Below are 25,810 nucleotides of genomic sequence, written 5' to 3'. Positions count from 1 at the left end.
GATCATTCACCACGCGGATGAGCCGTGCGTACCCCTTTGCGGATCCAGGACTCCAGCTGGTGCGGCCGCAGGCTGTCATAGTCCTCGAAGGGCTGATGGATCCAGGGGTTGGTCGGTAACTGATCCACGAAATAATCCGGCTGGACCTGTGCATGGCCCTTTTGCCAGAGCACGGCCGTGCGCAATTCAGTGATTCCCGGGAACTGGCGAAGCAGATGGTCCCTCACGCGGCTGAAGGTCAGCCCGGTATCGACCATATCGTCCACCAACAGTACCCGGCCATCAAGCGTGCCGCGGGTGATGGTGATGAACTGGGCGATGTCGAGCTGCCCCTGGACGGTGCCCGCCGCCTCGCGGTAGCTGCTGGTCGCCAGAATACCCAGCGGCAGGTCGAAAACACGCGACAGCACGTCGCCGACCCGCACCCCGCCACGAGCCAGGCACAGAATCTTGTCGAATACCCAGCCCGACTCATGGACTTTCAGTGCCAATCGTTCGATCAGGGCGTGGTACTGGTCCCAGCTGACCCACAGGTCGCGATCGGTACTCACGGGCACGTTCATTGCGGCTTCCTTTTCAGATTCATCAATCAAAAAACCGCAAGCAGGCTTGCGGTTTCTGGGCCCAGAGCGAACTCAACCCTGGAGCGGGTGGCGCAACACGATGGTTTCCAGGCGGTCGGGGCCTGTGGACACCATGTCGATGGGCACATCGCAGACCTCGGCAATGCGCTCCAGGTAGCGGCGGGCATTGACGGGCAGCTTGTCATACTCGGTGACTCCCACCGTAGACTCGGACCAGCCAGCCATTTCCTCAAGTACCGGTTCAGCCTCGGCGGCTGCATGGGCGCCATAGGGGAGCACGTCCAGGAACCGGCCCTTGTAGCGGTAGCCCACGCCAATCTTGATCTTTTCCACCCCGTCGAGCACATCAAGCTTGGTGATGCAGAGACCCGTGAGCCCGTTGATCATCACCGAGCGCTTCATGGCCGCGCCATCGAACCAGCCGCAGCGGCGCGGACGACCCGTGACCGAACCGAATTCCTTGCCCACCGTCGCCAGGCGCAACCCCGTGTCATCCAGCAGTTCAGTCGGGAACGGCCCGGATCCTACGCGCGTGGTGTAGGCCTTGGCGATCCCCAGCACGTAGTCCAGCGCCTGGGGCCCCAGGCCAGCACCGGCCGAAGCCGCACCCGCCACGCAATTGCTGCTGGTGACGAACGGATAAGTGCCGTGATCAATATCGAGCAGGGTGCCCTGGGCGCCCTCGAATAGCAGATTATGGCCAGCTCGGCTTGCAACATGCAGATTGGTGGACACGTCGGCCACCATAGGCTCGATCTGCGGGGCCAAGGTCATGACGTGGTCGCGCACCTGGGCGGCATCCACCGCCTTTGCACCCAGATACTGCGTGAGCACGAAGTTGTGATAGTCCAGTACTTCGGCCAGCTTTTCGTCGAATACTGCCGGATCATACAGATCCTGGACGCGCAGCGCCCGGCGAGCGACCTTGTCCTCGTAGGCGGGGCCGATGCCACGGCCAGTCGTGCCGATCTTGCCCTCGCCCTTGCGGGCTTCGCGCGCCTGATCCAGCGCCACGTGGTAAGGCAGGATCAACGGGCAAGCCATGGAAATCTGCAGGCGCGAGCGCACATCCAGGCCGGCAGCCTCGAGCTCGGCGATCTCGCCCAGTAGCGCGTCGGGGGAGAGCACCACGCCATTGCCGATGTAGCAGGTGACGCTCGGGTGCATGATGCCCGACGGAATCAGACGCAGGATGGTCTTGCGTCCATTGATCCACAAGGTATGGCCGGCATTGTGTCCGCCCTGGAAGCGCACGACGCCTTGGGCTGACTCGGCCAGCCAATCCACGATCTTGCCCTTGCCCTCATCACCCCACTGGGTGCCGATCACGACGATGTTCTTGCTCATAAGCCTTGCACATGCGGCGACGATTTGCCGCCCGGGAAACGTGTTAGTTTATACCATCCGGTTCTGTAGACACCCTGTACCCGGCCTCAGGCATTCATCGGCTGCAATGCCCAGCCTTCCGCCGTGGACACCAGTTCGCGGTCCACCTGAAACTCATCGGGGCGCTGGGGTTCGCCCGGCAGAACCTGAATGACGATATGGCCCTGCTTGCGCAGATCCCGGACAGCGCGCACCAGCGCCGGGTCGTCGGACCACGGGGCACGAATGGCGCGCGCAGGTCGGGCCTCGGGCAAGCCAGCCGACAGCTTGCGCAAATCCAGGCTGAATCCGGTCGCGGGGCGCGCGCGACCGAACTTGCGCCCGATACCATCGTAACGACCCCCGCGCACCAACGCGTCATGCCAGCCCTCGGCATAGATGGAGAACACCACACCAGAGTGATATCCGTAGCTGCCTCCCATGTCCGCCAAATCAATGGCAACGGGAGCATCCGGCAATGCCTCGCACAAGGCCTTCAAGGCATCAAGCGCCGCCTGAACTGTCGGCAAGGCCGGCAGGCGCGCGCGCGCGCGGTCCACCACGGACAAATCACCGTACAGGCTGGTCAAGGCACGCAGCGCAGTCAGCGTATCGGCCCGCGCACCGGACTGTCGACACAAGTCTTCCAGCCCCGGGACGTCCTTGACGCTCAACAGGTCGAACACGGTATTGCCCACTTCGGCCAGCGCCGGGTCGGCTTCCACTAGAGCACGCCCCACCCCGGGGTGGTTGAGATCCAGTCTGGGCTGCACCACCCCCGCGCGGCGCACCGATTCCAGCGCCAGACGGATGGTCTCGATATCGGCCTGTATGCCAGCATGGCCGAAGATCTCGGCACCGATTTGCAGCAATTCTCGGTCGGACAGCAGGCCCGCCGGGCGGGCGTGCACCACCGGACCGCAATAGCACAGCCGGGTCACGCCTGGACGATTCAGCAGATGGGCGTCGATACGCGAGACCTGCACCGTGATGTCGGCGCGCACCCCCATGGTCAGTCCCGAGAGCTGATCAACCAGCTTGCAGGTGCGCAGGCGCAGCGCCTCGTCATCGGCCAGCATCAGGGAATCCAGGTATTCCACCATCGGCGGCGCGACGAGTTCGAAACCGTATGTGCGATACAGATCCAGCAGATCGCGACGCAGTTCCTCGATGCGGCGCGCCTCGGCCGGCAGGATGTCCGACAGATTCTCCGGCAGCAGCCAGTTCGACTTCATGTTCAGTGTTCCAGAAAAGACGACTCGCCTGGTGCATCGGCACCAAGCGAGTTCCAGCGGGCTACTTCGTGGCCGCGGCGGCGGGCTTGGCGCCCTTGGGCTGATCCCAGTAGCGGAAGAAGTTCGAGTTGGGGCTCAGCACCAGAGCACTACCGGGTTTTGCGAACGATTCCCGATAGGCTCCCAGGCTCTTGTAGAAGCTGTAGAACTCGGGATCGCGGCCATACGACCTGGCATAAATAGCTGTCGCCGTGGCATCACCCTCACCGCGCTTGGCCTGAGCCTCGGCGTAGGCCTTGGCCAGAACCTCCTGCCGCTTGCGGTCAGCCTCGGCACGGATGCGTTCGCTATCGGCCCCCCCACTGGCGCGCAGGCGGTTCGCTTCCTGCTTGCGCTCTGCCTCCATACGCCGGTAGACGGAATCGGAGATCTCGGGTGCAAAATCGATCCGGCGCAGCCGCACGTCGACTACATCTACGCCCAGCGGCTTGGCGCGCGTGGCGACCGAGGACTGGATTTCCTTCATGATGGTGTCACGGTCCGTGGACACAACCTGCTTGACAGTGCGCACGTTCACGGCGGCATTAAGCGCATCCCGAATCTGGGCCTGCAGGCGCTCGACCGCCGCGCTGCTATTGGCGCCAAAGGTCACATAGAACTGCTTGGGATCAGCAATGCGCCACTTCACGAAGGAATCGATCAGCAGGTTTTTCTTTTCAGCCGTCTGGATGCGCTCGGGATCACGTGTCTCGATGGTCTGCAGGCGCTTGTCCAGATAGACCACATTTTCGAATGGGGGCGGATATTTGAAATACAGCCCCGGCTTGGTGATGGTTGCCTTGACCTCGCCCAAGGCGAAAAGCAGGGCCAAATCCCGCTCACGCACGATGAACATGCACGAAGACAGCACTGCCACGACCACGACCAGGCCGACCAGAGCTGGAAATAAGCGTTGCATCACAAGCTCCTAGTTCGAGTACGGGTTGGTCATCAGCGGGTTCACGCTGGACGGCACGCCGCGCCGCGCTGGACTGCTGCGCGACGGCTCGGCGGACTTTGCCGCCTGAGCCGCCCCAACTGCGGCAGCTGTGGCGGCCGACGGTACCGACGATGAATTCCCGCTGCTCGAATCCGCCGCCGCAGGCGCTGACCGCACGCCGCCCTTGGCTGCCTGATCCATGATCTTGTCCAGAGGCAGATACAACATGTTGCTGCCTACCGGCGCATCGATCATGACCTTGGCTGATTCGCTGAGGATGTCCTGCATGGTCTCAAGGTAGATGCGCTCGCGCGTGATAGCCGGTGCTTTGGCGTATTCAGTGGCAATGCTGTCAAACCGCGAGGTATCCCCCTTGGCCTGACCGATGACCTTGGCGCTGTAACCTTCAGCCTCCTGGATCATGCGGGCCGCTTGCCCTTCGGCTTCTGGCAGAACCTGGCTCGCGTAGGCATTCCCTTCGTTGATCTGCCGCTCGCGGTCCTGGCCCGCCTTCACCGCGTCATCAAACGCAGCCTGAACCTGTTCGGGCGGCTGGACGTTCTGGATGGCAACGGTGGAAATCTCGATCCCGGTCTTGTAGCGATCCAGGATATTCTGAGCCAAGCTCTGGACTTCGGTGGCGACCTCGGTACGGCCGGAATACAGCACGAAATCCATGGGTTTGCGGCCCACGATTTCACGCATTGCGGTCTCGGCAGCCTGGCGCACAGATTCGTCCGGCTGACTGGTGTTGAACAGATAGGACGGTGCCCCGTCCGTCCGCAGGCGGTACTGCACCACAAACTGCACGTCGACGATGTTCTCGTCATTGGTGAGCATCAATGATTCGGGCAAGACCTTGTTGCGCGACGAACCGCGAAAGCCGACTTCGAAGGTGCGCAACTGCGAAATATTGACGGTCTGGGAGTCTTCGATGGGATACGGCAGGCGCCATTGCAAACCCGGGCTCAGCGTATGCGTATAGCGGCCAAAGCGAGTCACCACGGAAACCTGGCCTTCCTGAACGATCATGAAGCCGCTGGCCAGCCACAGCAGGATCGCAATGACGACGACCAGCAGGATGAAGCGCGGTGAAGGCCCGGGCAACTGCGGCAATCCGCCCGAGGAGCGCGGGCCCCGCCCGCCGCCACGGCCCCCAAACAGCCCCATCAGCCGCTTGTTGAAGTCGCGCCAGACTTGATCCAGATCCGGCGGTCCGCCTGCGGAGCCGGGCTTTTGGCGCGAATCGTCATCCGAGTTCTGGCCATTGCGGCCCCAGCCCGGATCATTCAGGTTGAACAGATTCATGAATCGCATTGCTTCCCGTGTGCCCCCCAAATTCGACAATGGCTTGCCGCAATCCGTCCAGCCCATTGCGTTCCAACGCACTGACAAAGACTCGCGCAATCGTACCATGTTCGTTTCTCTCGACCCGTGGTTCGTATCCGGCCAAGTCGATTTTGTTATAGACCTGAATCTGCGGAATTTCGTCGGCCTGGATGTCGGCCAGAACCTTGCTGACCTCGGCGGCCTGTTCCTCGCGCTGCGGACTGGCGGCATCAATCACGTGCAGCAGCAAATCGGCGTGAATGGTTTCCTCGAGCGTGGCGCGGAAGGCTGCGATCAGTGTGGGCGGCAGCGCACGGATGAACCCCACCGTATCGGACACAACCACCTGGCCCGCGCCCTCGATCCAGATCCGCCGCGTAGTGGTATCCAGCGTGGCGAACAACTGATCGGCCGTATAGGCTCCGGCACGCGTCAGCGCGTTGAACAGCGTGGACTTCCCGGCGTTCGTGTACCCCACCAGGGACACCGACAGGGTCTGGCCACGAGCCCGCGCTCGGCGCTGCGTGGCGCGCTGGCGCTGCACCCGCCCGAGACGCTCGCGCAGCGCCTTGACCCGGGCTCCGATCAGCCGCCGGTCGGTTTCCAGCTGCGATTCCCCTGGACCGCGCAGGCCGATCCCACCCTTCTGGCGCTCCAGGTGGGTCCACATGCGCGTCAGGCGCGTGGCAAGGTGCTGCAGCTGGGCAAGCTCCACCTGCAGCTTGCCCTCGTGACTTTTGGCGCGTAGCGCGAAGATGTCCAGAATCAGGGCCACCCGGTCCACGACGCGAACCTCGAAATGCCGCTCCAGATTGCGCTGCTGCGCGGGTGACAGTGGTCGGTCGAACAGCACGATCTCGGATTCGGTGGCCTTGACCAAGGCGGCTGCTTCCTCGATTTTGCCCGATCCAATGAAGCCGGCCGCGTCGGGACGCAAGCGCCGGACCGTCAGGACCTGCTGGATCTCGGCGCCGGCGCCAGTCGCCAACATGACGAATTCTTCGGCGTGTGCGGCAAAGTCCGGTTCGCCCAGGTCCACGCTGATCACCAGGGCCTTCATGCACGGCCCCAAAAAGGAATGCCCGCCTGCGCGGACCGCGCGGCGGGCGGAATCGGAAATAACCCGGAGCCAGTGCTATTCAGCAGAATCATCTACCTGGAAGGTCACCGGACGCGCGGGAACGACCGTGGATATGGCATGCTTGTACACCATCTGGGTGACCGTATTGCGCAGCAGCACCACGTATTGATCGAAGGATTCGACCTGGCCCTGGAGTTTGATCCCATTGACCAGATAGATCGAGACAGGCACATGATCCTTGCGCAAGGCGTTCAGGAAGGGGTCTTGAAGAATTTGCCCTTTATTGCTCATGAACGAGACTCCGGTTATATAAGTTATAAGAAGCTATTTTAATGCGATTCGACCCGCGCAAGCAGTGCGGCATGGCGGCCTACGCCTCCAGAATCGCCCTCAGAGTATCGCACAGACGCGTGCATTGCTCGTCAGTACCCACGGTGATACGCAGATATTGACCAATGCGCGGGGCCTGAAAATGGCGCACCAGAATGCCCCGGTCGCGCAACGCCCGCGCGATGATCGCGGCCTCTTCGCGGCGGTGGCGCGCGAACACGAAATTCGTCTGTGACGGCAGCACATCGAAACCCAGTTCCTGCAGCCCTGCCGACAGGCGGCTGCGCGAGTCCATGACGGCCTGGCGGGTATGATCGAACCAGGCTTCATCCTCGATGGCTGCCTGGGCACCGGCAAGCGCCACGCGATCCAGCGGATACGAATTGAAGCTGTCCTTCACACGGAGCAGGCCCTGGATGATCTCTGGGCGAGCCATGGCATATCCTACTCGCAGTCCGGCCAGCGAGCGCGACTTGGAAAAGGTCTGGATCACGACCAGATTCTCGAAGCGGTCAATGAGCGGAACGGCGCTCTCCGCACCAAAATCGACATAGGCCTCGTCCACCACCACGGCGCTGTCCGGACGAGCCTCGGCAATGGCGGCAATCTCATCCAGAGCCAGCGTGCAGCCCGTCGGCGCGTTGGGATTGGCAAAGATGATGCCGCTGGGTTCCTGATCGACTTCGCCGGTGTAATCGGACACGCGCAGCGTGAAGTCGTCAGCCAATGCGATCAGCCGGTGCGGAACGTCATACAGCCTGCACCAGGTGCGATAGAAGCTATATGTCACATCGGGCAACCAGAGCGGGCGCCCGCCGCGCAGGAACAGCGCATTGAAGACATGCGCGAGGATTTCGTCCGAGCCATTGCCCAGGAATACCTGATCAGGCGTGATCCGGTGGTGCCTGGCGATCGTCTGGCGCAGTTCCTGACCGTGCGGGTCCGGGTACAGCCGCATGTCGTCGCCCACAGCCGCCTGCATCGCCTCGATGGCCCGGGGCGATGGTCCATAGGGATTCTCGTTGGTGTTCAGCTTCAGCAGATCCGGGATGTGCGCCTGCTCGCCAGGGGTATACGGTTCCAGACCCGCGACATGGTCACTCCAGAGCATGCTCAAGACGTTTCGTCCTTCAGATAGGGATTGCGCGAGGATTTGAACTCGACGCTCAGCGGCGTGCCGGCAAGCTTGAAGGCCTCGCGGAACTGGCCTTCCAGGTAGCGCCGGTAGGAATCGGGCACGGCATCCAGTGCATTGCCATGGATGATGATGCGTGGCGGATTCTGCCCACCTTGGTGAGCATAGCGCATCTTGGGCCTGAAAATGCCCTTGCGCGGCGGAGGCTGCTGCTCGACCGCCGCCTGCAGTGTACGAGTGAGCTTGGGGGTGGACAGCTTGGCAAAGGCTGCCGCGTGGGCGGCCTCCACCGCCTTGAGTACGGCTGCCACGCCCTGCCCCTTCAGGGCCGACAGATGCAACACCTGGGCAAACGACAGGAATCGCAGCTTACGGTCATATTCGCGCTGCACCCAGTCGCGCTTCTCACGATCGATGGCGTCCCACTTGTTCAGTCCCACCACCAGGGCGCGCCCTGCCTCCAGCGCGAAGCCGGCAATGTGGGCGTCCTGGTCCGAAATGCCGGATTCGGCATCGATGAGCAGCAACACCACATTGGCGGCCTCGATGGCCTGCAGCGTCTTGATGACGGAGAACTTTTCAACGGTTTCAAAGACCTTGCCGCGCCGTCTCAAACCCGCTGTATCGATCAGCGTGTAGCCGCGCTCGCCACGCTGGAATTCGATCTCGATGGCATCGCGCGTGGTGCCCGGCAGATCGTAGGCAATGACCCGTTCTTCGCCGACCAGCGTGTTGATGAGCGTGGACTTGCCCACATTGGGGCGACCCGCGATGGCGAGCTTGATCCGGTGGCCCAACGGCCCTTCAGCCGCATCGGCCGGGTCCGGCACTGACGCCTGATCCGCCACCAGAGGCGCCAGGGCTTCTTCGACCAGGTCGGAGATGCCATCGCCGTGCGCGGCCGAAATCGGGTGCGGTTCACCCAAACCCAGTTCGTGAAACTGGGCCAGCGCAGCGTGATCGCGCATACCTTCGGTCTTGTTGACCGCCAGCATCACGCGCTGGCCGGATTTGCGCAGCAGGCGGGCGATCTCGTGATCATGGGCATTGATGCCGTCACGGCCGTCAACCAGGAAAACCACCACGTCGGATTCAGCGATCGCTTGCTCAGTCTGACGCGCCATCTCGACCAGAATCCCGCGCGTGGCGACCGGCTCGAAACCGCCGGTGTCGACCACGATGAACGGGTGATCACCGACCCGCCCCTCGCCATAATGGCGGTCACGCGTGAGACCCGAAATATTGGCCACCAGCGCCGCTCGCGACCGCGTCAGGCGGTTGAAGAGGGTGGACTTGCCAACGTTGGTGCGACCCACCAGGGCCATCACCGGCTTGAAGCGGAAATCAGCCACGAACACCCACCAGTAGAAGCTTCCCATCCCCTGTCTGCACCAGCACGCCCTGGGGACTGGCAACGAGTGCGGACTGAATGGGACCACTGCCCACTTGCAGGCGAGCCATCAGCTTGCCGTCCGTGCGTGACAAAAAATGCACGTAGCCCTGATAGTCGCCGACCGCCAACGCGGGGCCGACCACGGCCGGCGTGGAGAGGCGCCGGTTGAGGAGCGCAGACTGCTGCCACAAGGGGTGACCGTCCTTCAGATCCAGCGCACGTACCACATCCCGCTGGTCGGCGAGATAGAGATGTTGGCCATCGTTGGTCAGGCCCGTGGCCGAGGAGATGTCCTGAGACCAGACGGCGCGCCCGCCCTGGGAGACGTCAAAGCAGGTGGTGTGACCCTGATAGCTGACGCCGCATAGCATCGGACCGATGATCTGCGGTTTGCCCACCACATCGCTGATGCGCTCCAGATCCGAAGCGCCACGCGACGCGGATATCGTGCCTTCCCAGCGAACGGCGCCGCTGGCCGCATCCAGCACCATCAGGCGCCCGCTGGGCATGCCCACCACCAGCAAGTGCGGCTCCACCGCCATTTGCATGCTGGTGCGCAGTGCCAGCGCCGGCCCCGGGCGCTGCACGTTCCAGCGCAGCTTGCCGCTGGCGGCATCGAAAGCCTGAACCCGGTAGTCCGTGGTACGTACAGCCACGATTCCGTTCCCCACGGCAGGCGGAACATTTACCGCGCTGGCTGCCTGCGAGGCCCACAGCTGCTTGCCCTGGGCATCATAGGCGACCACCATGCCTTCCTGAGTCACCACGGCGGTCACATGGCCATCGCTGCCCACCCCGGCCGACAAGGGCTTGGTAGCAACCTGCCAGCGCACCGCCCCCGAGGCCAGATCCAGCGCAACCACCGAGCCCGACGGAGCAGCTGCATAGACCGTATCGCCCACGACCTGGGGTGCGAAACCATAGCCGCCGCCACTGCCGATAGACGCAGTCCAACGGGCCGCCACCGCCAGAGAAGGCGCGTATTCAGTCAACGGCGCCGGGTCGAAACGGGCATCCTTCTGGGTGAACAGGCCGCAGCCAGCCAAGCTGACCGCCGTCAGACAAAGAACTGCCGCACGCAACAGACGAGTCGTTGATCGCATAAGATGTCAGGCCCCCAGGGCATCGATTTTGAGCTGGACGATCTGGGCCGCCGGATCGGTGCCCAGCGCCTTCAGTGCGTCTTCCCAGGCCTGTCTGGCCTGGGGTTTCTGCCCCTGCGCGGCCAGAATGTCGCCGCGCCGGTCCGCGTAAAGCCCCGCAAAGCCGTCAGGCACCGTGCCCTTCAGCTGGTCCAGCGCCGGTCCGTATTGCTTCTGCGCCAGCAGCACGCCGGCCAGGCGCAGGCGCGCCACCGCCTGAAAGGCGGGGTCCGCCTTGTCGCTCACCAACCACTGGAGCTGCTCGCGCGCACCGTCCAGATCCTTGCGCTGCTGTAGGGCCCAGGCAGCGACGAGTACACCGCGTGCGGTATAGCCCGAACGCGCGTAGTCGTCACGCAGGGCCGTACTGGCGGCCTTGATGCGGGCGACGGCGTCGTCTCCCTGCTGGCCGGCAGCCGATTCGAGCGCCTCGTAGTAACCCATGGCCTGCCCGGCCTGATGCGCCTGGTACCACTGCCAGCCGCGCCAACCTGCGAACGCCACCACGATGGCCAGCAACAATGCCATGCTGGCCGTGCCGTAGCGTTCCCACCAGGCCTTGAGGGCGTCCAGCCTATCCTGTTCTTCGAGATCGAATGCCATGCCAGAGTCAGATCCTTTGTTGCAATTGTGCCGCCAGATCGCCAAAAGCGATCGTTTCCTGTTGCCCTTCGCCCGCCGCATCAGTGCGCAGCCATTTCACCGTAGCGGCTCCGCGCAAGAGCTCGTCGCCGCCGATGACGACCGCCACTACGGCACCACTGGCATCCGCCCGGCGAAACTGTGATTTAAACCCAGTCGAGCCGGCATGGACAAGTACCCTCAGCCCGACATCGCGAAGGGCTTCGGCCAGACGGGCCGCCTGGCGCTGGCCATCGTCGCCCTGGTGCACCATGTAGACTTGGCATTCGGCGGGTGCCTGGGCGTCCGAGCCCTGCTGCCACAAGTCCAGCAACCGTTCCATGCCGATGGCAAATCCCACCGCTGGCGCTGGCTTGCCGCCCAGCAGTTCGATCAGGCCGTCGTAGCGGCCACCGCCGCAGACCGTTCCCTGAGCGCCAAGCCGGTCCGTCACCCACTCAAAAACGGTCAGATTGTAATAGTCCAGCCCGCGCACGAGGCGCGGATTGAGGGTATGAGCGATCCCGGCGTCGTCCAGGCGCGCGCAAAGACCGCGATAATGCGCCAGCGACTCCTCACCCAGGAAATCGAACAGGCGCGGCGCACTGTTGGCCATGTCCTGCATGGCCGGATTCTTGGTGTCCAGCACGCGCAGCGGATTGGTTTGCATCCGCCGGCGGGCTTCTTCATCGAGCACATCGACGTGCTTTTCCAGGTGCGCGACCAGCGCGGCCCGGTGAGCAGCACGTTCCGCCGCCTGCCCCAGGGAATTCAATTCCAGCCGGATGTCGCTCAGGCCCAGCAGCCGCCAGAGCCGGGCCAGCATCACGATCAGCTCGGCATCCACGTCCGGCCCCGGGAAACCCAGCGCCTCGACGTCGATCTGGTGAAACTGACGGTAGCGGCCGCGCTGCGGGCGCTCATGCCGGAACACCGGCCCCATGGAATAGACGCGACGCGGCCGATCATACAGGAAATTGTGTTCAATGGCAGAACGTACGACACCAGCCGTAAATTCCGGCCGCATGGTGAGGCGGTCTTCATTCAGGGGATCGACGAAGGAATACATTTCCTTTTCGACAATGTCGGTGACTTCGCCGATGCCGCGCGTGAACAACCGCGTGTATTCCAGCACCGGCGTGCGCAGGTTCTGATAGCCATAGCCTGCGAGCCACTCCCGCACCAGCGCTTCGAGTTGCTCCCAGCGCCCGCTTTCGGGGGGCAAAGCGTCCTTCATGCCGGACAGACCGGCGACCTTCTTGAATGCAGTCATGGGTTAACCCGCAGAGCGGGCGACAACGCCCGGATGGCGCGCGGCCGGCTCGGCCACAAGGTCCGGCACTGGCTCATGGCCGTAACGCCGCGCCACATAATTTTCGACGATGGCCTGAAATTCGCGCGCGATGTGATCGCCCTTCAGGGTCACGGTGCGCTTGCCATCCACATAGACAGGTGCGGACGGGACCTCGCCCGTCCCGGGCAGACTGATGCCGATGTCGGCGTGCCGGCTTTCGCCCGGACCATTGACCACGCAACCCATCACGGCCACGTTCATGGTCTCCACCCCTGGGTACTTGGTCTTCCAGACTGGCATCTGGGTGCGCAGATAGGCCTGGATGTCGGCCGCCAGTTCCTGGAATACCGTGCTGCTGGTGCGCCCGCAGCCCGGGCAGGACACGACCATGGGCGTAAACGCCCGTAGCCCCATGGTCTGCAGGATCTCCTGGGCCACCACGACTTCACGCGCACGATCGCCGCCCGGCTCGGGTGTGAGGGAAATCCGGATAGTGTCGCCAATGCCCTGCTGCAACAGGACGGCCAGGGCTGCGGTAGAGGCCACGATGCCCTTGGAGCCCATGCCGGCTTCGGTCAGCCCCAGATGCAGTGGATAATCGCAGCGCTGCGACAGGTTCCGATAGACTGCAATCAGGTCCTGGACATGGCTGACCTTGCAGGACAACACGATGGCGTTGCCTGACAGCCCAAGTTCTTCAGCGCGCTGCGCATTGCTGATCGCCGACACCACCAGGGCCTCGCGCATCACCGCGTTGGCGCCCAGTGGCTGCGCGCGCTTGGCGTTTTCGTCCATCATCTGCGCGAGCAGGATCTGATCCAGGCTGCCCCAGTTCACACCGATGCGAACCGGCCGGTCGTTGCGGCAGGCAACCTCGATCATCTGCGCGAAGTTGTCGTCGCGATGCTTGCCCGCCCCCATGTTTCCAGGATTGATGCGGTATTTCGACAGGGCCTGGGCGCACTCCGGAAACTGGGTGAGCAGCTTGTGGCCGTTGTAGTGGAAATCCCCCACGAGCGGTACGGGGACGTTCATGCGATCCAGGCGCTCGCGCAGCGGTGCGACTTGGGCCGCGGCATCCGGCGTGTTGACTGTCACCCGGACGATCTCGGAGCCGGCGTCCCAGAGCTCGCGCACCTGCTGAGCCGTGGCATCCGGGTCGGCCGTGTCAGTATTGGTCATGGACTGCACGACTACCGGTGCACCGCCGCCAATCTGGACGGCATGGCCACCCCAGCGGACGGTCACCGCCCGTGTCGGCCGGCGAGGGGCAACGGATGGCTCAGTGCTTTCGGAAGCGTTGCTCATGACCGCAAGGCCTTCAACCAGTCAAAGATCAGCCACCGGTCCGGCACCCAGCCACGATCGATGGCGTAAAAACCCACAGCACAGAAAAGAATCAGAATGAGCAACAGCCAGGCCCAAGTCCGATGCGCCGGCTCGCCGGCCGGCGTCAGGTCGGCCTGCTGCAAGGCTCGGCGCGCCCCCAGGGCCGTGACCGTCGGGCGCGGGCGCGTGGAACCCACCGCACCATCCAGCGCGCGCAAGATGCCATTCACATCGGCCCCGAGAAAGCGCGCATAGTTGCGCACCAGCCCGCGCAGCGGAACGCCATCCGGCAGCTTGTCCCAGGAGCAGGACTCCAGATGGCCGAGCTGCACTGCGGAATACTTGATACGTGCGGAGACATCGGAAAGCGTCAGCCCCCTGGTTTCACGTAATGCCTTCAGCGTCTCGCCCACGGAATCCACCGCCGGGACCCCGGCGTCAGGGTGATGCAGGCCGTCCTTCAGGAGTTCGCTCATCCATGCTCCTTGTTTCGTATGACGATACGTGCCCGATCGGGCTTGCGCTCGTTGATGCGCGTGCGGTCGCGGACTTCTCCAGCCAACTGTCCGCACGCGGCATCGATGTCGTCGCCCCGCGTCTTGCGCACTGTCGCCACCAAGCCCGCATCAGTCAGCTGCTGCGCGAACAGCCGCACGCGTGCGGGTGGCGATCGCTTCAGGCCCGACTGCGGGAACGGATTGAATGGAATCAGATTGAATTTGCAACGAACCTGCCGGGCCACATCCACCAGGCCACGGACCTGCTCGTCACCGTCATTCACACCATCGAGCATAATGTACTCGAAGGTAATGAAATCACGCGGTGCGACCTGCAAATAGCGGTTGCAGGCCGCCAGCAATTCAGCCAGAGGATACTTGCGATTGAGTGGCACCAGCTCGTCACGCAACTCGTCAGTGGGCGCGTGCAGCGACACCGCCAGCGCCACCGGACAATCCTGGGCCAGGCGGTCGATCATGGGCACCACACCGGAGGTCGATACCGTGACCCGGCGCCGCGACAAGCCATAGGCATGATCGTCCACCATCAGCCGCAGGGCACCCACGACCTGGTCGTAGTTCAACAACGGCTCGCCCATCCCCATCATGACCACGTTGCTCACGGCCTGAGGGGATTCCACCGGTGCACCATCGAGCCGGGCGCCGGCCGGATCCATACGCAACGCCCGATTGGCGTACCAGAGCTGACCGACGATCTCGGCCGTGGTCAGGTTACGGCTGAAGCCCTGGTAGCCCGTCGAGCAGAAGGGACAGCCAACGGCGCAGCCAGCCTGACTGGAGATGCACAGCGTGCCACGATCGTCCTCCGGAATGAAGACGGTCTCGATGGCATTGCCCATGCCCATGTCGAAGAGCCATTTGCGCGTCCCGTCGGCGGAGCGCTTCTCGATATTCAGACGCGGTGCCTGAACGATGCAGTCCGACTGCAAGCGGGCACGGAAGTCCTTGGCCAGGTCGCTCATGTCCTGGAAGTCGTCCACGCCGCGCTGGTGCACCCACTGTGAGAGCTGGCGCGCCCGGAACGGCTTGCCGCCCCACTGCCCGACCAGGGCCGCGAGCGCAGCAGGGTCCAGACCCAGCAGGTTGGTCAGCGCACCCCGTACAGTGGGCGCCTTGGGAGCGTCGCTTAGGACTTCGGCAATCGCCGTATCAAGAGCAGACATGGAGCAGAGTCATCCAGAAAAAAAAGGCTGGCGGCACTTTGCCGCTGGCCCCGCAGCGATCAACGGCTGTGAATGTTGCTTTCCGGGAAGAAGAAGGCAATTTCCACCGCCGCCGTCTCGGGCGCATCGGAACCATGCACAGCATTGGCATCGATGCTGTCGGCAAAATCGGCACGGATGGTACCGGCAGCGGCCTTTTTCGGATCCGTCGCGCCCATCAGGTCGCGGTTCTTCGCAATCGCGTTCTCGCCTTCCAGGACCTGTACGAACACCGGGCCGGAAATCATGAAGTCCACCAGATCCTTATAAAACGGGCGCGCCTTGTGCACCGCGTAGAAGCGCTGGGCCTCGTCGCGCGAGAGCTGCTGCATGCGGGCGGCGATGACCTTCAGGCCCGCCTTTTCGAAACGCGCAACGATCTGGCCGATCGCGTTCTTGGCAACCGCATCGGGCTTGATGATGGAAAGGGTACGTTCAATAGCCATAAAGATTCCAGTGAATGGACGAAGAATGGTGTCTCGCCAACCGTTCAACACGACGATCAGCCAGCCAGGCGAAACGCCGGATGCGTTTCCCAATGAAAACAAGGGTCTTATTCAAACTGACGATAACCCGGCATTTTAACATGCGCAGCTTTTGCACCAAGCGCCTAAAATGGGCGTTTTTCGTGAGCATACCCGCCACCCCGAGCGGCGCCGGCTGGCCGGCGCGGCCACCAGACCCAGACTTTCAAGACCCATGAGCGATTCCCCCACCCCCTCCCTGCCCAAAAGCTTTGAACCCCAGGACATCGAGTCCCGCTGGTATGACGAATGGAATCGCCGAGGCCTGTTCGCCGGGGGGCAGCATGTGGCTACAACCCAGGGCCGGGCTGCCCAACCCTTCGCCATTCAGTTCCCGCCGCCCAACGTCACTGGCACCCTGCACATGGGGCATGCCTTCAACCAGACCATCATGGATGGCCTGATCCGCTATCACCGCATGCGCGGCGATGACACAGTCTTCATCCCAGGCACCGATCACGCGGGGATCGCCACACAGATCGTGGTGGAGCGCCAGCTCGATGCGGAGGGGGTCTCGCGCCACGACCTGGGGCGGGAAAAGTTTCTGGAACGCGTCTGGGCGTGGAAAGAGAAGTCCGGCAGCACCATTACCGGGCAATTCCGCCGGCTGGGGTCTTCGTGCGACTGGTCGCGCGAATACTTCACCATGGACGACAACCTGTCGCGCGGCGTCGTCGAGGTCTTCGTCAAGCTGTACGAACAGGGGCTGATCTACCGCGGCAAGCGGCTCGTCAACTGGGATCCCGTACTGGGTACAGCCGTCTCCGACCTGGAGGTCGTGAGTACCGAAGAAGATGGCCACATGTGGGAGATCCGCTACCCGCTCACCCGGCCGGTGAACGGGCTGACGCACCTGGTGGTGGCCACCACGCGGCCCGAAACCATGCTGGGCGACGTGGCCGTCATGGTGCACCCGGAAGACGAGCGCTACGCGCACCTGGTGGGCCGCACCGTGACGCTGCCGCTGGCCGGCCGCGAGATCCCCATCATCGCCGACGACTATGTAGACCGGGAATTCGGCACCGGCGTGGTGAAAGTCACTCCTGCGCACGACTTCAACGACTACGCCGTGGGACAGCGCCACGACCTGCCCATGATCAGCGTGCTCACCCTGGATGCGAAGATCACGGACGACGCACCTGCCGCCTACTGCGGACTGGACCGCTACGATGCGCGTACGCGCATCGTCGCCGACCTGGATGCCCTGGGCCTGCTGCAGCGGGTACAGGGCCACAAGCTCATGGTGCCGCGAGGCGACCGCACCAACAGCGTGATCGAACCCATGCTCACGGACCAATGGTTTGTCGCCATGAGCAAGCCCGCCCCGGCGGGCAGCCTGCACCCCGGCAAGAGCATCACACAAGTCGCCCTGGAAGTCGTGGCCGACGGCCGGGTGAAATTCGTCCCGGAAAACTGGACCACCACCTACAACCAGTGGCTGGAGAAAATCCAGGACTGGTGCATCTCGCGGCAACTGTGGTGGGGCCACCAGATCCCGGCGTGGCACGCGGCGGACGGCCGGATCTTCGTGGCCCGATCGGCCGAAGACGCCCAGGCGCAGGCCCGTGCCGCCGGCATCACCGGCGCGCTCACCCGCGACCCGGACGTGCTGGACACCTGGTTCTCCTCGGCGCTCGTGCCCTTCACGGATCTGGGCTGGCCGGAAAAGACGCCGGACCTGGCCCGCTACCTGCCTTCGGGCGTGCTGGTCACGGGCTTCGACATCATCTTCTTCTGGGTCGCGCGCATGATCATGATGAGCATGCACCACACCGGCCAGGTACCCTTCCGCACCGTCTATGTGCACGGGCTGGTGTGCGACATGGAAGGCAAGAAAATGTCCAAGTCCAAGGGCAACACGATCGACCCCGTGGACCTGATCGACGGCATTGCGCTAGACCCCCTGATTGCCAAGCGCACCGTAGGGCTCATGAACCCCAAGCAGGCAGACAAGATCGGCAAGCGCACGCGCAAGGACTACCCCGACGGCATCCCGGCCTACGGCGCGGACGCCCTGCGCTTCACCATGGCAGCCTACGCCACGCTGGGGCGCAACATCAACTTCGATCTCAAGCGCTGCGAAGGCTATCGCAACTTCTGCAACAAGCTCTGGAACGCCACGCGCTTCGTACTGATGAACGTCGAGGGCCACGACCTGGGGCAACCCACGCCGGGTGACCTGTCATTTGTCGACCGCTGGATCATCGATGGCCTGCAGCGCCTGATCGACGACGTACACGCGGGGTTCGAACAGTACCGCTTCGACCAGGTCGCCGACCGGCTCTACCACTTTATCTGGGACGAATACTGCGACTGGTATGTGGAGCTGGCCAAAGTCCAGCTCCAGACTGGCAACCCCGTGCAACAGGCGGCCACTCGGCGCACACTGATTCATGTGCTGGAGACGCTGCTGCGCCTGATTCACCCCATCATGCCCTTCATCACCGAGGAACTCTGGCAGAAGGTCTCGGTGGCGGCGGGCGTGCGCGGCGCGGATGCCGAGGCCAGCGTCAGCACCCAGCCCTACCCCGAAGCGCGGGAATCGCTGCGCGACAGCTCTGCTGCGGACCACATGGCGCAGCTCAAGCGGCTGACCGATGCGATCCGCACCCTGCGCGGCGAGATGAATCTGGCCCCCAGCCAGAAGGTTCCGCTGCTGGTGCAGGGCAACTCACCTGACCTGGGCACCATGGGGCCATACCTGATGGCGCTGGCTCGCCTGGAAAGCGTTCAATCGGTGGCTCAGCTACCCGATCTGGGTGCACCGGTTCAGGTCGTGGGCACCACCCAGCTCATGCTGCACGTCGAAATCGACGTGGCAGCCGAGCGGAGCCGGCTGGACAAGGAAATCGAACGCCTGGAAAAGGAAATCGCAAAAGCCACCGCCAAGCTGTCCAACGAAAGCTTCGTGGCGCGCGCACCAGCGGCTGTGGTGGAACAGGAAAAGACGCGGATCGTGCAATTCGGCGAAACGCTGGAGCGCGTGCGCGCACAGCGTACCCGGCTCTGAGCGGATGGCGTCGCACCGCCGGCGTCATCCACGCCGAGCGGTGATTCCCTGCGGTGACCAGACCGTCAGAACGTCGAGGCGCAGTGCCCACCGCTGGGCGCAACCCCCGAGCCGGCCGCGATGAGCGGCGGCTCGGCGCGCACGTTGACCGACGCGCTATGCGCCCAATCCCAGGCAAAAAATCCCACGAAGATCAGCCAGAACACTGTCGCCCAAAATCTGGAGTTCATCACGGGCTCCTATGCGAAAACCCGGCGGCGCACGCGCACCCCGATCAACGATCCCAGGAAGGCCATGGGCACCCAGATCCAGCCGTGCAGGCTGCCGGTGGAGATACCGCTGACCATGGCGCCAATGTTGCAGCCAAAGGCCAAGCGCGAGCTGTAGCCCAGCAGCAACCCGGCTCCCAGCCCGACCGCCCATTGCGTCGCATTGAGCCTTTTGGCCGCCTTCACCGGCTTGCCCAGGCCCACCCAAAGCGCGCCAGCCAGAATGCCGATGTTGGTGATGGAAGTCACGTCCAGAAACACCGACTGCGCCAGCGTCGTGGCATTGGTGGCTTCGCTCCAGAAGGCATTGGCGGCCGGATTGAACAGATGGCCGGCAGCGGCGATCTTGGCCGCCCACAAGCCAAAACCATACACGATGCCCCAAGGCTGGCCCGCAATGACCAAGTTCAGCGCCGCCAGCGCGGCCAGCAGTACGGCCCCGACCAGCAGCTTGCGGTCCCAGAGCCCTGGAAGGACGCGGGCGGTCCCGGCCGGCTGAACGCCGCCGGAGCCGACACCCGCAGCCGTCGTCTTGCCGCCCGCGCGCCGCGTCCAGCGGACGGTACCAAATCCCACCACTGCCAGGCCGGCCAGCGTAATCGCCAGTGCCTCGGGCGCGCCAAAATGCGCGACCAGCCCGTAGGGCGGCAAGGCCCCCAGCGAAAGCCAGTTCTCGAGCGTTGCCGACCCCAGGAAGCTGCCAATGGCAAACAGCGGCAGAATCGCCATATTCATCGTGAAACCCATGCCGGCCTTGTAGAGCGTCCCCGAACCGCAACCGTCCGCCACCTGCATGCAGGCGCCAAACACGAAAGCACCCACGATCAGGCTGATGCTGGGTGGCCCCAGGGCCGCTCCCAAATCAGTCGGATAGGCCGCCAGCAGCGGCATGGAGATGGCGGCCGCAAGCGCCAGCAGCACCAGTTGCGCCACGACACCCGACGGATCACGCTGCTCGATGAGCTTGCGCCAGCCGGTGGTAAAACCGAAACGGGCGCCGGCCAACACCAGGCCCAGGCCGAGCCCCACCAGAAATAGCAAGGCCTGTCGTAGAGCCACCGACCAAGCCAGAAAAAAAGTGAAGGCGACGATTACCGCCGCCAGGGGAATCCGCTTCATGTCAGCCCAACGCGCCCTTGAGTTTGTTCAGGATCTGCGATCCGCGGCTGGGAACGTGGTCCATGGGGCGGGAAGCGTCCTGTGACCACTCAGCCAGCGATTCGGGATAGAGCCGCACGTTCTTCTGGCCCAGGACCTCAGACAGCGCGAACCAGTCCGTGGCCGCCCAGTGCCCGGTATTGCAGAAGGAAATGGTTTCCTTGACAGCCGCGTGAGGCACGATCTGGGCGGCGATCTTGCGCGCCTGGTCCGGCGGCACGAAGATTGACGTTCCCGGCTCGAACCAACGGCCATTTTCCACGTTGACGGCACCCTTGATCGTGCCCGGCACCTGGGCCGTCGGGGCCTTCACCTTGCCCAGATAGAAGTCCAGCGGACGAGCATCAACCAGGCGGGTCTCAGGATTGCCGATCTGGGCGGCGACCTGAGGCGTCGTGGCGATGATGTCCTCGTCCAGATGGGCCACAAAAGCGGTGGGCTTGACCTGCGGGACAGCCTTGTCCCGCTGCAGGCCCGCATCAGTCCAGGCCTTGTATCCGCCGTTGAGGACCGACAACTGGCTGAGTCCAAGATATTTCAGCGTCCAGTACACCCGAGCAGACGCCCCGAAATCGGTGCTGTCTGCACCCGACGAGACGACGACGGCGTGTGTTCCCGCATCCACCCCAAGACTGCGGACCAAGTCAGTCAAGGCCGACACAGTGGGCAACTTGCCCGGGTCGTTGGCCGGCCCACGCCACTTGGCGTAAGGCGCCGAAACCGCGCCCGGCACATGCCCGGCGGCATAAACGTCGGCAGGCCGTATATCGATCACGCGGACTTCTGGTATTTGGCGAGCCGCGTCGAGTTCGGCCGGCGTGAGCAGCGGCTGCGCGGCCCAAGCGGCGGACGACACCCCAGCCGTCAGCGCCAGCAGGCTCAAAGTCTTTAACAAGGATTTCATGATTCAGACCTAGAAAAATCGGTGAATGACGCATTTTCTCAGATAAAAAATATATCTGGGGCTATTTCCTTATAACTACAGATTATTATGAAAAGGTCGTAATGGACCGGCCAGATTGGCCGGAATCACCTGGACGACCCGGGCCGCGCTGTCTGTCGCGGCCGCAAGCGCACTCTGCGGAGCCGTACCGCTCGCCCAGGCATACGCAAAGGCCGAAGCAAAGGCATCCCCCGCGCCGATGGTGGACACGACGGAAACCGGACGCGCCGCATGGAAATGCGCCTGTCCACCGTCGTAAAAGACAGCGCCGGCCGCCCCCAGCGTGACCAGCACGCACTGGCCTGGCGTGCGCACCAACCGCCGCGCCAACGATTCGGCCGTCTGCGGCGACACTGCATCCGCATCCGACAGCTCCTGGTCACACAGGCGGGCTGCCTCGACGGCGTTGACGCACAGCAGATCCGCCCGGTCCCACAGGCCGTGCAGCGCCTGCGGATGGGAAAGCTGGCGCGCGCCCGGTGTCACCACCAACCTGAATCCAGAGGACGGCAAGGTCGACAACGCCCGTCCCAGCCAATCCTGAGATTTCAGCGACAGACCCGTCACATAAATCACATCGGACTGCCCGAGATCAGTGAAGCCCTGCTCGCCAACCCAGGCGCTTGCGCCGCGCTGCGCGTAAGCGCGTGCCGCACCGCTGTCGTCGACCATCACCACCGACTTGCCAGTGGGCAGAGCATGACCGGGAATCATGGCGCGGATGCCATGCCGCTGCAGAAGATCGCGCACCAGCCCGCCCTCCAGGTCCTGGCCCACGCAGGCATGCAGGGTCACATCCGCTCCCTGCGCTGCAACGTTCAAGGCCGCGTTGACAGCGCCACCGCCTGCATACAGCCCGATATGATCCACATCCTGCTTGGCGCCCAGCATGGGGCGCACGCGCGAAACCACGATATCCACGATGGCCGCACCGATCGTCGTAAAACGCATGCTCGATCTACCCAGAGTCTTTTGATCCGCTCACAGTAACGGTCGCCTGGATGCGGCGCAAGCCGCCGCCCCGGATGTGGGTTACCCGCACCGCGTTACACTGGACGGCCTCGCATCCTGCCGCCCCGCCGGCTGTCGCCCCACCCATGGCACTACCCGCCACCCAGCCCGCTCCGTCAGCGTCGCCGCGCGCGCCCATTCGTGCCGGATGGGTGATCTTCGCACTGGCGATTGGCGCCTTTGCCATTGGCACGGCGGAATTCGCCACCATGAGCCTGCTGCCCTACTTCGCGCAGGATCTGGGGATAGATGCACCGACGGCCGGGCACGTCATCAGCGCCTACGCACTGGGTGTGGTGGTCGGGGCACCGCTGCTGACCGTCCTGGCTGCGCGCGTGGCGCGGCGCACGCTGCTCATCGCGCTGATGGGCCTCTTCGCGCTCTTCAACGGCCTGTGCGCGTTCGCACCCAGCTACCATGCGCTGCTGGTGCTGCGGTTTTTGAGCGGCCTGCCCCACGGCGCATATTTCGGTATTGGCTCACTGGTAGCGGTCTCGCTGGTGCCCCACTCGCGGCGCAATCAGGCCGTCGGGCGCATGTTCCTGGGCCTGACGGTCGCGACCATCATCGGCGTCCCTTTCGCCAACTGGCTGGGACACGCGCTTTCATGGCGTTGGGGCTTCGGGCTGGTAAGCCTCTCGGGGCTCACCACCATGGGTCTGGTGGCGTGGCTGGCGCCGCGCACGCCGCCGGCGCCAGGAGCCAGCCCCTGGCGCGAGCTGGGCGCCCTGAAGCATCTGCAGGTCTGGCTGACTCTGGCCGCGGGCGCCGTGGGATTCGGCGGCCTGTTTGCCGTCTACACCTACCTGGCCGACGTCCTGCTGCAGGTCACGCGGGTGTCTCCCGATACCCTGCCGCTGGTGTTGGCCGTATTCGGCATCGGTCTGACGCTGGGCAACATCCTGGTGCCATGGCTCGCGGACAAGGCCCTCATGCCCACGGCGGGCGGCCTGCTGCTCTGGAGCGCTGCGACGACCGCCCTGTTTCCGCTGACCGCGGGCAACGTCTGGGCGCTGTCGATCAACGTGTTTTTCATCGCCTTTTCGGGTGCGCTGGGCACGGTTTTGCAGACCAGGCTCATGGACGTGGCCCGGCACGCCCAAGGCTTGGCCGCCGCGCTCAACCATTCCGCGTTCAATTTCGCCAACGCTCTAGGGCCGCTGCTGGGCGGCATGGCGATTGCCAACGGCTACGGCTGGACATCGCCAGGGCTGGTCGGCAGCGCGCTGGCGCTGGCGGGGTTCGCGATCCTGATGGTGTCGGTCGCGGTAGACCGGTCACGGCGGCAGATACGCGCGGCTGCCTGAGCCAGGCAACCGAACCGGTCGGCGAGTGCCCGCCACCGGGACGGGGCGACGTACCCCGGGGGCGACCGACTCAGGCGATCTTGTCCTGTGTGCGGGTTTCGAAGTCCGACGCGGCATGGCGCTCGCGGAGCTGCCCGGCCGGGTCACCCGAGGTGCGGTTCACAATACGCCCGCGCCGCACGGCGGGACGGTCAGCGATAGCCTGCGCCCAGCGCTGCACATGGGAATAATCCTGAACCGACAGGAACTCGCCCGCGCCATAGACCTGATTGCGCACCAAGCCACCATACCAGGGCCAGATCGCGATATCCGCAATGGTGTAGTCATCTCCCGCGATGAACGGGTGATCGGCCAGTTGCTGATCCAATACATCCAGCTCGCGCTTGACTTCCATCGCGTAGCGATCAATCGCGTATTCGATCTTGAACGGTGCATAGTTGTAGAAATGTCCAAAACCGCCGCCCAGATACGGCGCACTGCCCACCTGCCAGAACAGCCACGACAGGCATTCCGTACGTCCAGCCAGATCCTTGGGCAGAAAAGCACCGAATTTTTCCGCCAGGTAAAGCAGAATGGAACCCGATTCAAAGATCCGAATGGGTTGCGGACCACTGCGATCCACCATGGCCGGGATCTTGGAATTCGGGTTCAAGGCCACGAAACCGCTGCCGAATTGATCCCCCTCGCCGATGCGGATCAGCCAGGCGTCGTACTCGGCCCCAACATGGCCCGCCGCCAGTAGCTCCTCCAGCAGGATCGTGACCTTCTGGCCATTGGGCGTGGCCTGCGAATACAGTTGTAGCGGGTGCTTGCCCACCGGCAACACCTTATCGTGGGTAGGCCCCGACACCGGCCGATTGACATTGGCAAACCGGCCGCCGCTGGGCTTGTCCCAGACCCAGACCTTGGGCGGGACATATTCGGTAGACTGGGTCATGTTGCTCCTTCGACGCACGACAAAAGCCCGCCTGCCGCGCCTGCACAACAGCAAGCGACGGGCTTTGATTCATTTCATCAATAGTGGGGAGGACGCTCGTCAGCCAAAGGAGCCGAGACAGGACCAGCCCCCGCAAGCTGCTGCCGACGGATCTCGACCAGCTCGCGCGTCAGAGCATCCAGGTGCTCTTGTTGCCTGAAGACCGTCCGGTTCAACTCGTCGAGCAGATCCTCGGCCAGTGCCAGCTTGGACTCCAGCGTGATCAGCCGTGCTTCCGGCGTCATTGCGTCATGATTCATGACACCAAGCATACCGCAACGGCGCTACCGGAACTTTGCAGTGGAATCACCCCAGGCAATCCGGGGCAGGCAAAGCCTCAGTGCGGCCCGTCCACGCGACGTCGCTGCCCGGCCTTCCGCAGCCACCACAGAAGCCGTATTCCCAGCAACGCAGCCAGGATCCACGCCGACAAGCGCGGCTCCAGATAATCATTCTTCCCCGCCCGCATCCAGAAGAAATGCCAGATCGACAGAACGGCCGAAGGGTAAATCAGCCAGTGCAGGCGCATCCACCAGCGGCCCAGCCGGCGCATCCAGCCATGGGTGGATGTCAGTGCCAGCGGAATCAGACACAGCACGGCCAGCGCACCAATGCCGATGAAGGTCCGCTGCCATAAATCCATCCACATGGCGGCGGGAACCCCGTCCCGGTCCCAGACCGCCCACGCGATCACGTGCAGAACGGTATAGAAGAACGCATAGAGGCCCAGTTTGCGCCGATGACGCAACAGCGCATTCCAACCAGTCAGGCGCCGAATCGGCGTCACCGCCAGCACGATCAGCAGCAGGATAAGCGCCCAGTCGCCTGAGGACCACGTCAGGAATAGCGGCGGATTGGCCGTCAGCCCGTCAGTCAAGCCCAGAACCACCCAGCGCAGCAGCGGAAACAGGCCAACCAGGTGCATGCATGCGCCCAACAGCCAGCCGGCACCGCCGCGCGCACCCAGCTGTGCCGCGGGCAGACGCCCGCCCCTCACGGCGCCGGTGCGTTCGCTGGGCACAGGGCTGCCGCCCTGGGCCGGTGCGGCCCGGCTCGTGTCGCGATCCACCACATC

The 25,810-nt window shown here is 63.8% G+C and carries 25 protein-coding genes; 2 read left to right on the top strand and 23 right to left on the bottom strand.

The genetic code is table 11. From position 1 onward, the window contains the following. Window positions 1–2 precede the first annotated feature (2 nt). From EPN31_RS13290 to ndk, 16 genes are all read right to left on the bottom strand, one after another. Window positions 3–563, bottom strand: coding sequence for a phosphoribosyltransferase (locus EPN31_RS13290; RefSeq protein WP_291774002.1), 561 nt, complete (start codon window positions 561–563; stop codon window positions 3–5). Window positions 564–635: 72 nt separating this feature from the next. After that, window positions 636–1,931 carry an adenylosuccinate synthase gene (locus EPN31_RS13285; RefSeq protein WP_291774000.1) on the bottom strand — a complete coding sequence of 432 codons (1,296 nt, stop codon included), beginning with the start codon at window positions 1,929–1,931 and terminating at the stop codon, window positions 636–638. 86 nt (window positions 1,932–2,017) lie between these two features. Continuing rightward, complete coding sequence (locus EPN31_RS13280) at window positions 2,018–3,184, bottom strand: ATP phosphoribosyltransferase regulatory subunit (protein ID WP_291773998.1); 1,167 nt, start codon at window positions 3,182–3,184, stop codon at window positions 2,018–2,020. 61 nt (window positions 3,185–3,245) lie between these two features. Further along, window positions 3,246–4,142 (bottom strand): protease modulator HflC, encoded by an 897-nt coding sequence (gene hflC, locus EPN31_RS13275; RefSeq protein ID WP_291773996.1) that lies wholly within the window; start codon window positions 4,140–4,142, stop codon window positions 3,246–3,248. Between the two features lie 9 nt (window positions 4,143–4,151). Next, the gene (gene hflK / locus EPN31_RS13270; protein WP_291773994.1) at window positions 4,152–5,480 is read right to left on the bottom strand and encodes an FtsH protease activity modulator HflK; all 1,329 of its coding nucleotides are present in this window, start codon (window positions 5,478–5,480) and stop codon (window positions 4,152–4,154) included. Continuing rightward, window positions 5,449–6,552 (bottom strand): GTPase HflX, encoded by a 1,104-nt coding sequence (gene hflX, locus EPN31_RS13265; protein WP_291773993.1) that lies wholly within the window; start codon window positions 6,550–6,552, stop codon window positions 5,449–5,451. The genes hflK and hflX overlap by 32 nt, the downstream gene beginning before the upstream one ends. Window positions 6,553–6,627: 75 nt before the next feature. After that, window positions 6,628–6,864 carry an RNA chaperone Hfq gene (gene hfq, locus EPN31_RS13260; RefSeq protein ID WP_291773991.1) on the bottom strand — a complete coding sequence of 79 codons (237 nt, stop codon included), beginning with the start codon at window positions 6,862–6,864 and terminating at the stop codon, window positions 6,628–6,630. Between the two features lie 79 nt (window positions 6,865–6,943). Further along, window positions 6,944–8,014, bottom strand: coding sequence for a histidinol-phosphate transaminase (gene hisC / locus EPN31_RS13255; RefSeq protein ID WP_291774169.1), 1,071 nt, complete (start codon window positions 8,012–8,014; stop codon window positions 6,944–6,946). Between the two features lie 2 nt (window positions 8,015–8,016). After that, a complete protein-coding gene (gene der, locus EPN31_RS13250; RefSeq protein WP_291773989.1) occupies window positions 8,017–9,417 on the bottom strand; it encodes a ribosome biogenesis GTPase Der in 1,401 nt (466 codons plus the stop codon). After that, the gene (bamB, locus tag EPN31_RS13245; protein WP_291773987.1) at window positions 9,383–10,534 is read right to left on the bottom strand and encodes an outer membrane protein assembly factor BamB; all 1,152 of its coding nucleotides are present in this window, start codon (window positions 10,532–10,534) and stop codon (window positions 9,383–9,385) included. The genes der and bamB overlap by 35 nt, the downstream gene beginning before the upstream one ends. A 6-nt stretch (window positions 10,535–10,540) precedes the next feature. Then, window positions 10,541–11,176, bottom strand: coding sequence for a tetratricopeptide repeat protein (locus EPN31_RS13240; RefSeq protein WP_291773985.1), 636 nt, complete (start codon window positions 11,174–11,176; stop codon window positions 10,541–10,543). 7 nt (window positions 11,177–11,183) lie between these two features. Further along, window positions 11,184–12,467, bottom strand: coding sequence for a histidine--tRNA ligase (hisS, locus tag EPN31_RS13235; RefSeq protein WP_291773983.1), 1,284 nt, complete (start codon window positions 12,465–12,467; stop codon window positions 11,184–11,186). A gap of 3 nt (window positions 12,468–12,470) precedes the next feature. Beyond that, entirely contained in the window at window positions 12,471–13,796 is a 1,326-nt protein-coding gene (ispG, locus tag EPN31_RS13230; protein WP_291773981.1) for a flavodoxin-dependent (E)-4-hydroxy-3-methylbut-2-enyl-diphosphate synthase, read from the bottom strand. Further along, window positions 13,793–14,293, bottom strand: coding sequence for a helix-turn-helix transcriptional regulator (locus tag EPN31_RS13225; RefSeq protein ID WP_291773979.1), 501 nt, complete (start codon window positions 14,291–14,293; stop codon window positions 13,793–13,795). Before EPN31_RS13225 ends, ispG begins: the two co-directional genes overlap by 4 nt. Next, complete coding sequence (rlmN, locus tag EPN31_RS13220) at window positions 14,290–15,498, bottom strand: 23S rRNA (adenine(2503)-C(2))-methyltransferase RlmN (RefSeq protein WP_291773978.1); 1,209 nt, start codon at window positions 15,496–15,498, stop codon at window positions 14,290–14,292. The genes EPN31_RS13225 and rlmN overlap by 4 nt, the downstream gene beginning before the upstream one ends. Window positions 15,499–15,557: 59 nt before the next feature. Then, the gene (ndk, locus tag EPN31_RS13215) at window positions 15,558–15,983 is read right to left on the bottom strand and encodes a nucleoside-diphosphate kinase (protein WP_291773975.1); all 426 of its coding nucleotides are present in this window, start codon (window positions 15,981–15,983) and stop codon (window positions 15,558–15,560) included. 253 nt (window positions 15,984–16,236) lie between these two features. Here ndk and EPN31_RS13210 point away from each other — a divergent pair, with 253 nt between their 5' ends. After that, entirely contained in the window at window positions 16,237–19,071 is a 2,835-nt protein-coding gene (locus EPN31_RS13210; RefSeq protein ID WP_291773973.1) for a valine--tRNA ligase, read from the top strand. A 65-nt stretch (window positions 19,072–19,136) separates the two neighbouring features. Here the strand turns inward: EPN31_RS13210 and EPN31_RS13205 are convergent, their stop codons facing one another. The 4 genes from EPN31_RS13205 to EPN31_RS13190 all read right to left on the bottom strand — a co-directional run bounded on the left by EPN31_RS13205 (window position 19,137) and on the right by EPN31_RS13190 (window position 22,392). Then, entirely contained in the window at window positions 19,137–19,301 is a 165-nt protein-coding gene (locus tag EPN31_RS13205; RefSeq protein WP_291773971.1) for a hypothetical protein, read from the bottom strand. A gap of 9 nt (window positions 19,302–19,310) precedes the next feature. Further along, window positions 19,311–20,459, bottom strand: coding sequence for a YeeE/YedE thiosulfate transporter family protein (locus EPN31_RS13200; RefSeq protein WP_291773969.1), 1,149 nt, complete (start codon window positions 20,457–20,459; stop codon window positions 19,311–19,313). Window position 20,460: 1 nt separating this feature from the next. Beyond that, window positions 20,461–21,402 carry a sulfurtransferase gene (locus EPN31_RS13195; RefSeq protein ID WP_291773967.1) on the bottom strand — a complete coding sequence of 314 codons (942 nt, stop codon included), beginning with the start codon at window positions 21,400–21,402 and terminating at the stop codon, window positions 20,461–20,463. Window positions 21,403–21,477: 75 nt separating this feature from the next. Continuing rightward, window positions 21,478–22,392, bottom strand: coding sequence for a carbohydrate kinase family protein (locus EPN31_RS13190; protein ID WP_291773965.1), 915 nt, complete (start codon window positions 22,390–22,392; stop codon window positions 21,478–21,480). A 146-nt stretch (window positions 22,393–22,538) separates the two neighbouring features. Here EPN31_RS13190 and EPN31_RS13185 point away from each other — a divergent pair, with 146 nt between their 5' ends. Further along, window positions 22,539–23,759, top strand: a complete 1,221-nt coding sequence (locus tag EPN31_RS13185) for an MFS transporter (RefSeq protein ID WP_291773963.1) — start codon at window positions 22,539–22,541, stop codon at window positions 23,757–23,759. Between the two features lie 70 nt (window positions 23,760–23,829). Here the strand turns inward: EPN31_RS13185 and yghU are convergent, their stop codons facing one another. The 3 genes from yghU to EPN31_RS13170 all read right to left on the bottom strand — a co-directional run bounded on the left by yghU (window position 23,830) and on the right by EPN31_RS13170 (window position 25,804). Beyond that, window positions 23,830–24,696, bottom strand: coding sequence for a glutathione-dependent disulfide-bond oxidoreductase (gene yghU, locus EPN31_RS13180; RefSeq protein ID WP_291773961.1), 867 nt, complete (start codon window positions 24,694–24,696; stop codon window positions 23,830–23,832). A gap of 77 nt (window positions 24,697–24,773) precedes the next feature. Beyond that, on the bottom strand, window positions 24,774–24,995 hold the full coding sequence (locus EPN31_RS13175) for a SlyX family protein (RefSeq protein WP_291773959.1): 222 nt from the start codon (window positions 24,993–24,995) through the stop codon (window positions 24,774–24,776). A 77-nt stretch (window positions 24,996–25,072) separates the two neighbouring features. After that, window positions 25,073–25,804, bottom strand: coding sequence for a sulfite oxidase heme-binding subunit YedZ (locus tag EPN31_RS13170; protein WP_291773957.1), 732 nt, complete (start codon window positions 25,802–25,804; stop codon window positions 25,073–25,075). Between the last annotated feature and the right edge of the window lie 6 nt (window positions 25,805–25,810).

Origin of the sequence: Castellaniella sp. (assembly GCF_004321985.1) — a bacterium.
In the GTDB taxonomy this organism is placed as follows: domain Bacteria; phylum Pseudomonadota; class Gammaproteobacteria; order Burkholderiales; family Burkholderiaceae_B; genus Castellaniella.
The sequence above is the reverse complement of the archived record's forward strand: the minus strand, read 5'-3'. Positions and strand labels throughout refer to the sequence as shown.

Excerpts from the sequence above, each read along its gene's own strand:
- EPN31_RS13290 (WP_291774002.1), bottom strand. The coding sequence starts at position 563 with ATGAACGTGCCCGTGAGTACCGATCGCGACCTGTGGGTCAGCTGGGAC.
- EPN31_RS13285 (WP_291774000.1), bottom strand. The coding sequence starts at position 1,931 with ATGAGCAAGAACATCGTCGTGATCGGCACCCAGTGGGGTGATGAGGGC.
- EPN31_RS13280 (WP_291773998.1), bottom strand. The coding sequence starts at position 3,184 with ATGAAGTCGAACTGGCTGCTGCCGGAGAATCTGTCGGACATCCTGCCG.
- hflC (WP_291773996.1), bottom strand. The coding sequence starts at position 4,142 with ATGCAACGCTTATTTCCAGCTCTGGTCGGCCTGGTCGTGGTCGTGGCA.
- hflK (WP_291773994.1), bottom strand. The coding sequence starts at position 5,480 with ATGCGATTCATGAATCTGTTCAACCTGAATGATCCGGGCTGGGGCCGC.
- hflX (WP_291773993.1), bottom strand. The coding sequence starts at position 6,552 with ATGAAGGCCCTGGTGATCAGCGTGGACCTGGGCGAACCGGACTTTGCC.
- hfq (WP_291773991.1), bottom strand. The coding sequence starts at position 6,864 with ATGAGCAATAAAGGGCAAATTCTTCAAGACCCCTTCCTGAACGCCTTG.
- hisC (WP_291774169.1), bottom strand. The coding sequence starts at position 8,014 with ATGCTCTGGAGTGACCATGTCGCGGGTCTGGAACCGTATACCCCTGGC.
- der (WP_291773989.1), bottom strand. The coding sequence starts at position 9,417 with ATGGGAAGCTTCTACTGGTGGGTGTTCGTGGCTGATTTCCGCTTCAAG.
- bamB (WP_291773987.1), bottom strand. The coding sequence starts at position 10,534 with ATGCGATCAACGACTCGTCTGTTGCGTGCGGCAGTTCTTTGTCTGACG.
- EPN31_RS13240 (WP_291773985.1), bottom strand. The coding sequence starts at position 11,176 with ATGGCATTCGATCTCGAAGAACAGGATAGGCTGGACGCCCTCAAGGCC.
- hisS (WP_291773983.1), bottom strand. The coding sequence starts at position 12,467 with ATGACTGCATTCAAGAAGGTCGCCGGTCTGTCCGGCATGAAGGACGCT.
- ispG (WP_291773981.1), bottom strand. The coding sequence starts at position 13,796 with ATGAGCAACGCTTCCGAAAGCACTGAGCCATCCGTTGCCCCTCGCCGG.
- EPN31_RS13225 (WP_291773979.1), bottom strand. The coding sequence starts at position 14,293 with ATGAGCGAACTCCTGAAGGACGGCCTGCATCACCCTGACGCCGGGGTC.
- rlmN (WP_291773978.1), bottom strand. The coding sequence starts at position 15,498 with ATGTCTGCTCTTGATACGGCGATTGCCGAAGTCCTAAGCGACGCTCCC.
- ndk (WP_291773975.1), bottom strand. The coding sequence starts at position 15,983 with ATGGCTATTGAACGTACCCTTTCCATCATCAAGCCCGATGCGGTTGCC.
- EPN31_RS13210 (WP_291773973.1), top strand. The coding sequence starts at position 16,237 with ATGAGCGATTCCCCCACCCCCTCCCTGCCCAAAAGCTTTGAACCCCAG.
- EPN31_RS13205 (WP_291773971.1), bottom strand. The coding sequence starts at position 19,301 with ATGAACTCCAGATTTTGGGCGACAGTGTTCTGGCTGATCTTCGTGGGA.
- EPN31_RS13200 (WP_291773969.1), bottom strand. The coding sequence starts at position 20,459 with ATGAAGCGGATTCCCCTGGCGGCGGTAATCGTCGCCTTCACTTTTTTT.
- EPN31_RS13195 (WP_291773967.1), bottom strand. The coding sequence starts at position 21,402 with ATGAAATCCTTGTTAAAGACTTTGAGCCTGCTGGCGCTGACGGCTGGG.
- EPN31_RS13190 (WP_291773965.1), bottom strand. The coding sequence starts at position 22,392 with ATGCGTTTTACGACGATCGGTGCGGCCATCGTGGATATCGTGGTTTCG.
- EPN31_RS13185 (WP_291773963.1), top strand. The coding sequence starts at position 22,539 with ATGGCACTACCCGCCACCCAGCCCGCTCCGTCAGCGTCGCCGCGCGCG.
- yghU (WP_291773961.1), bottom strand. The coding sequence starts at position 24,696 with ATGACCCAGTCTACCGAATATGTCCCGCCCAAGGTCTGGGTCTGGGAC.
- EPN31_RS13175 (WP_291773959.1), bottom strand. The coding sequence starts at position 24,995 with ATGAATCATGACGCAATGACGCCGGAAGCACGGCTGATCACGCTGGAG.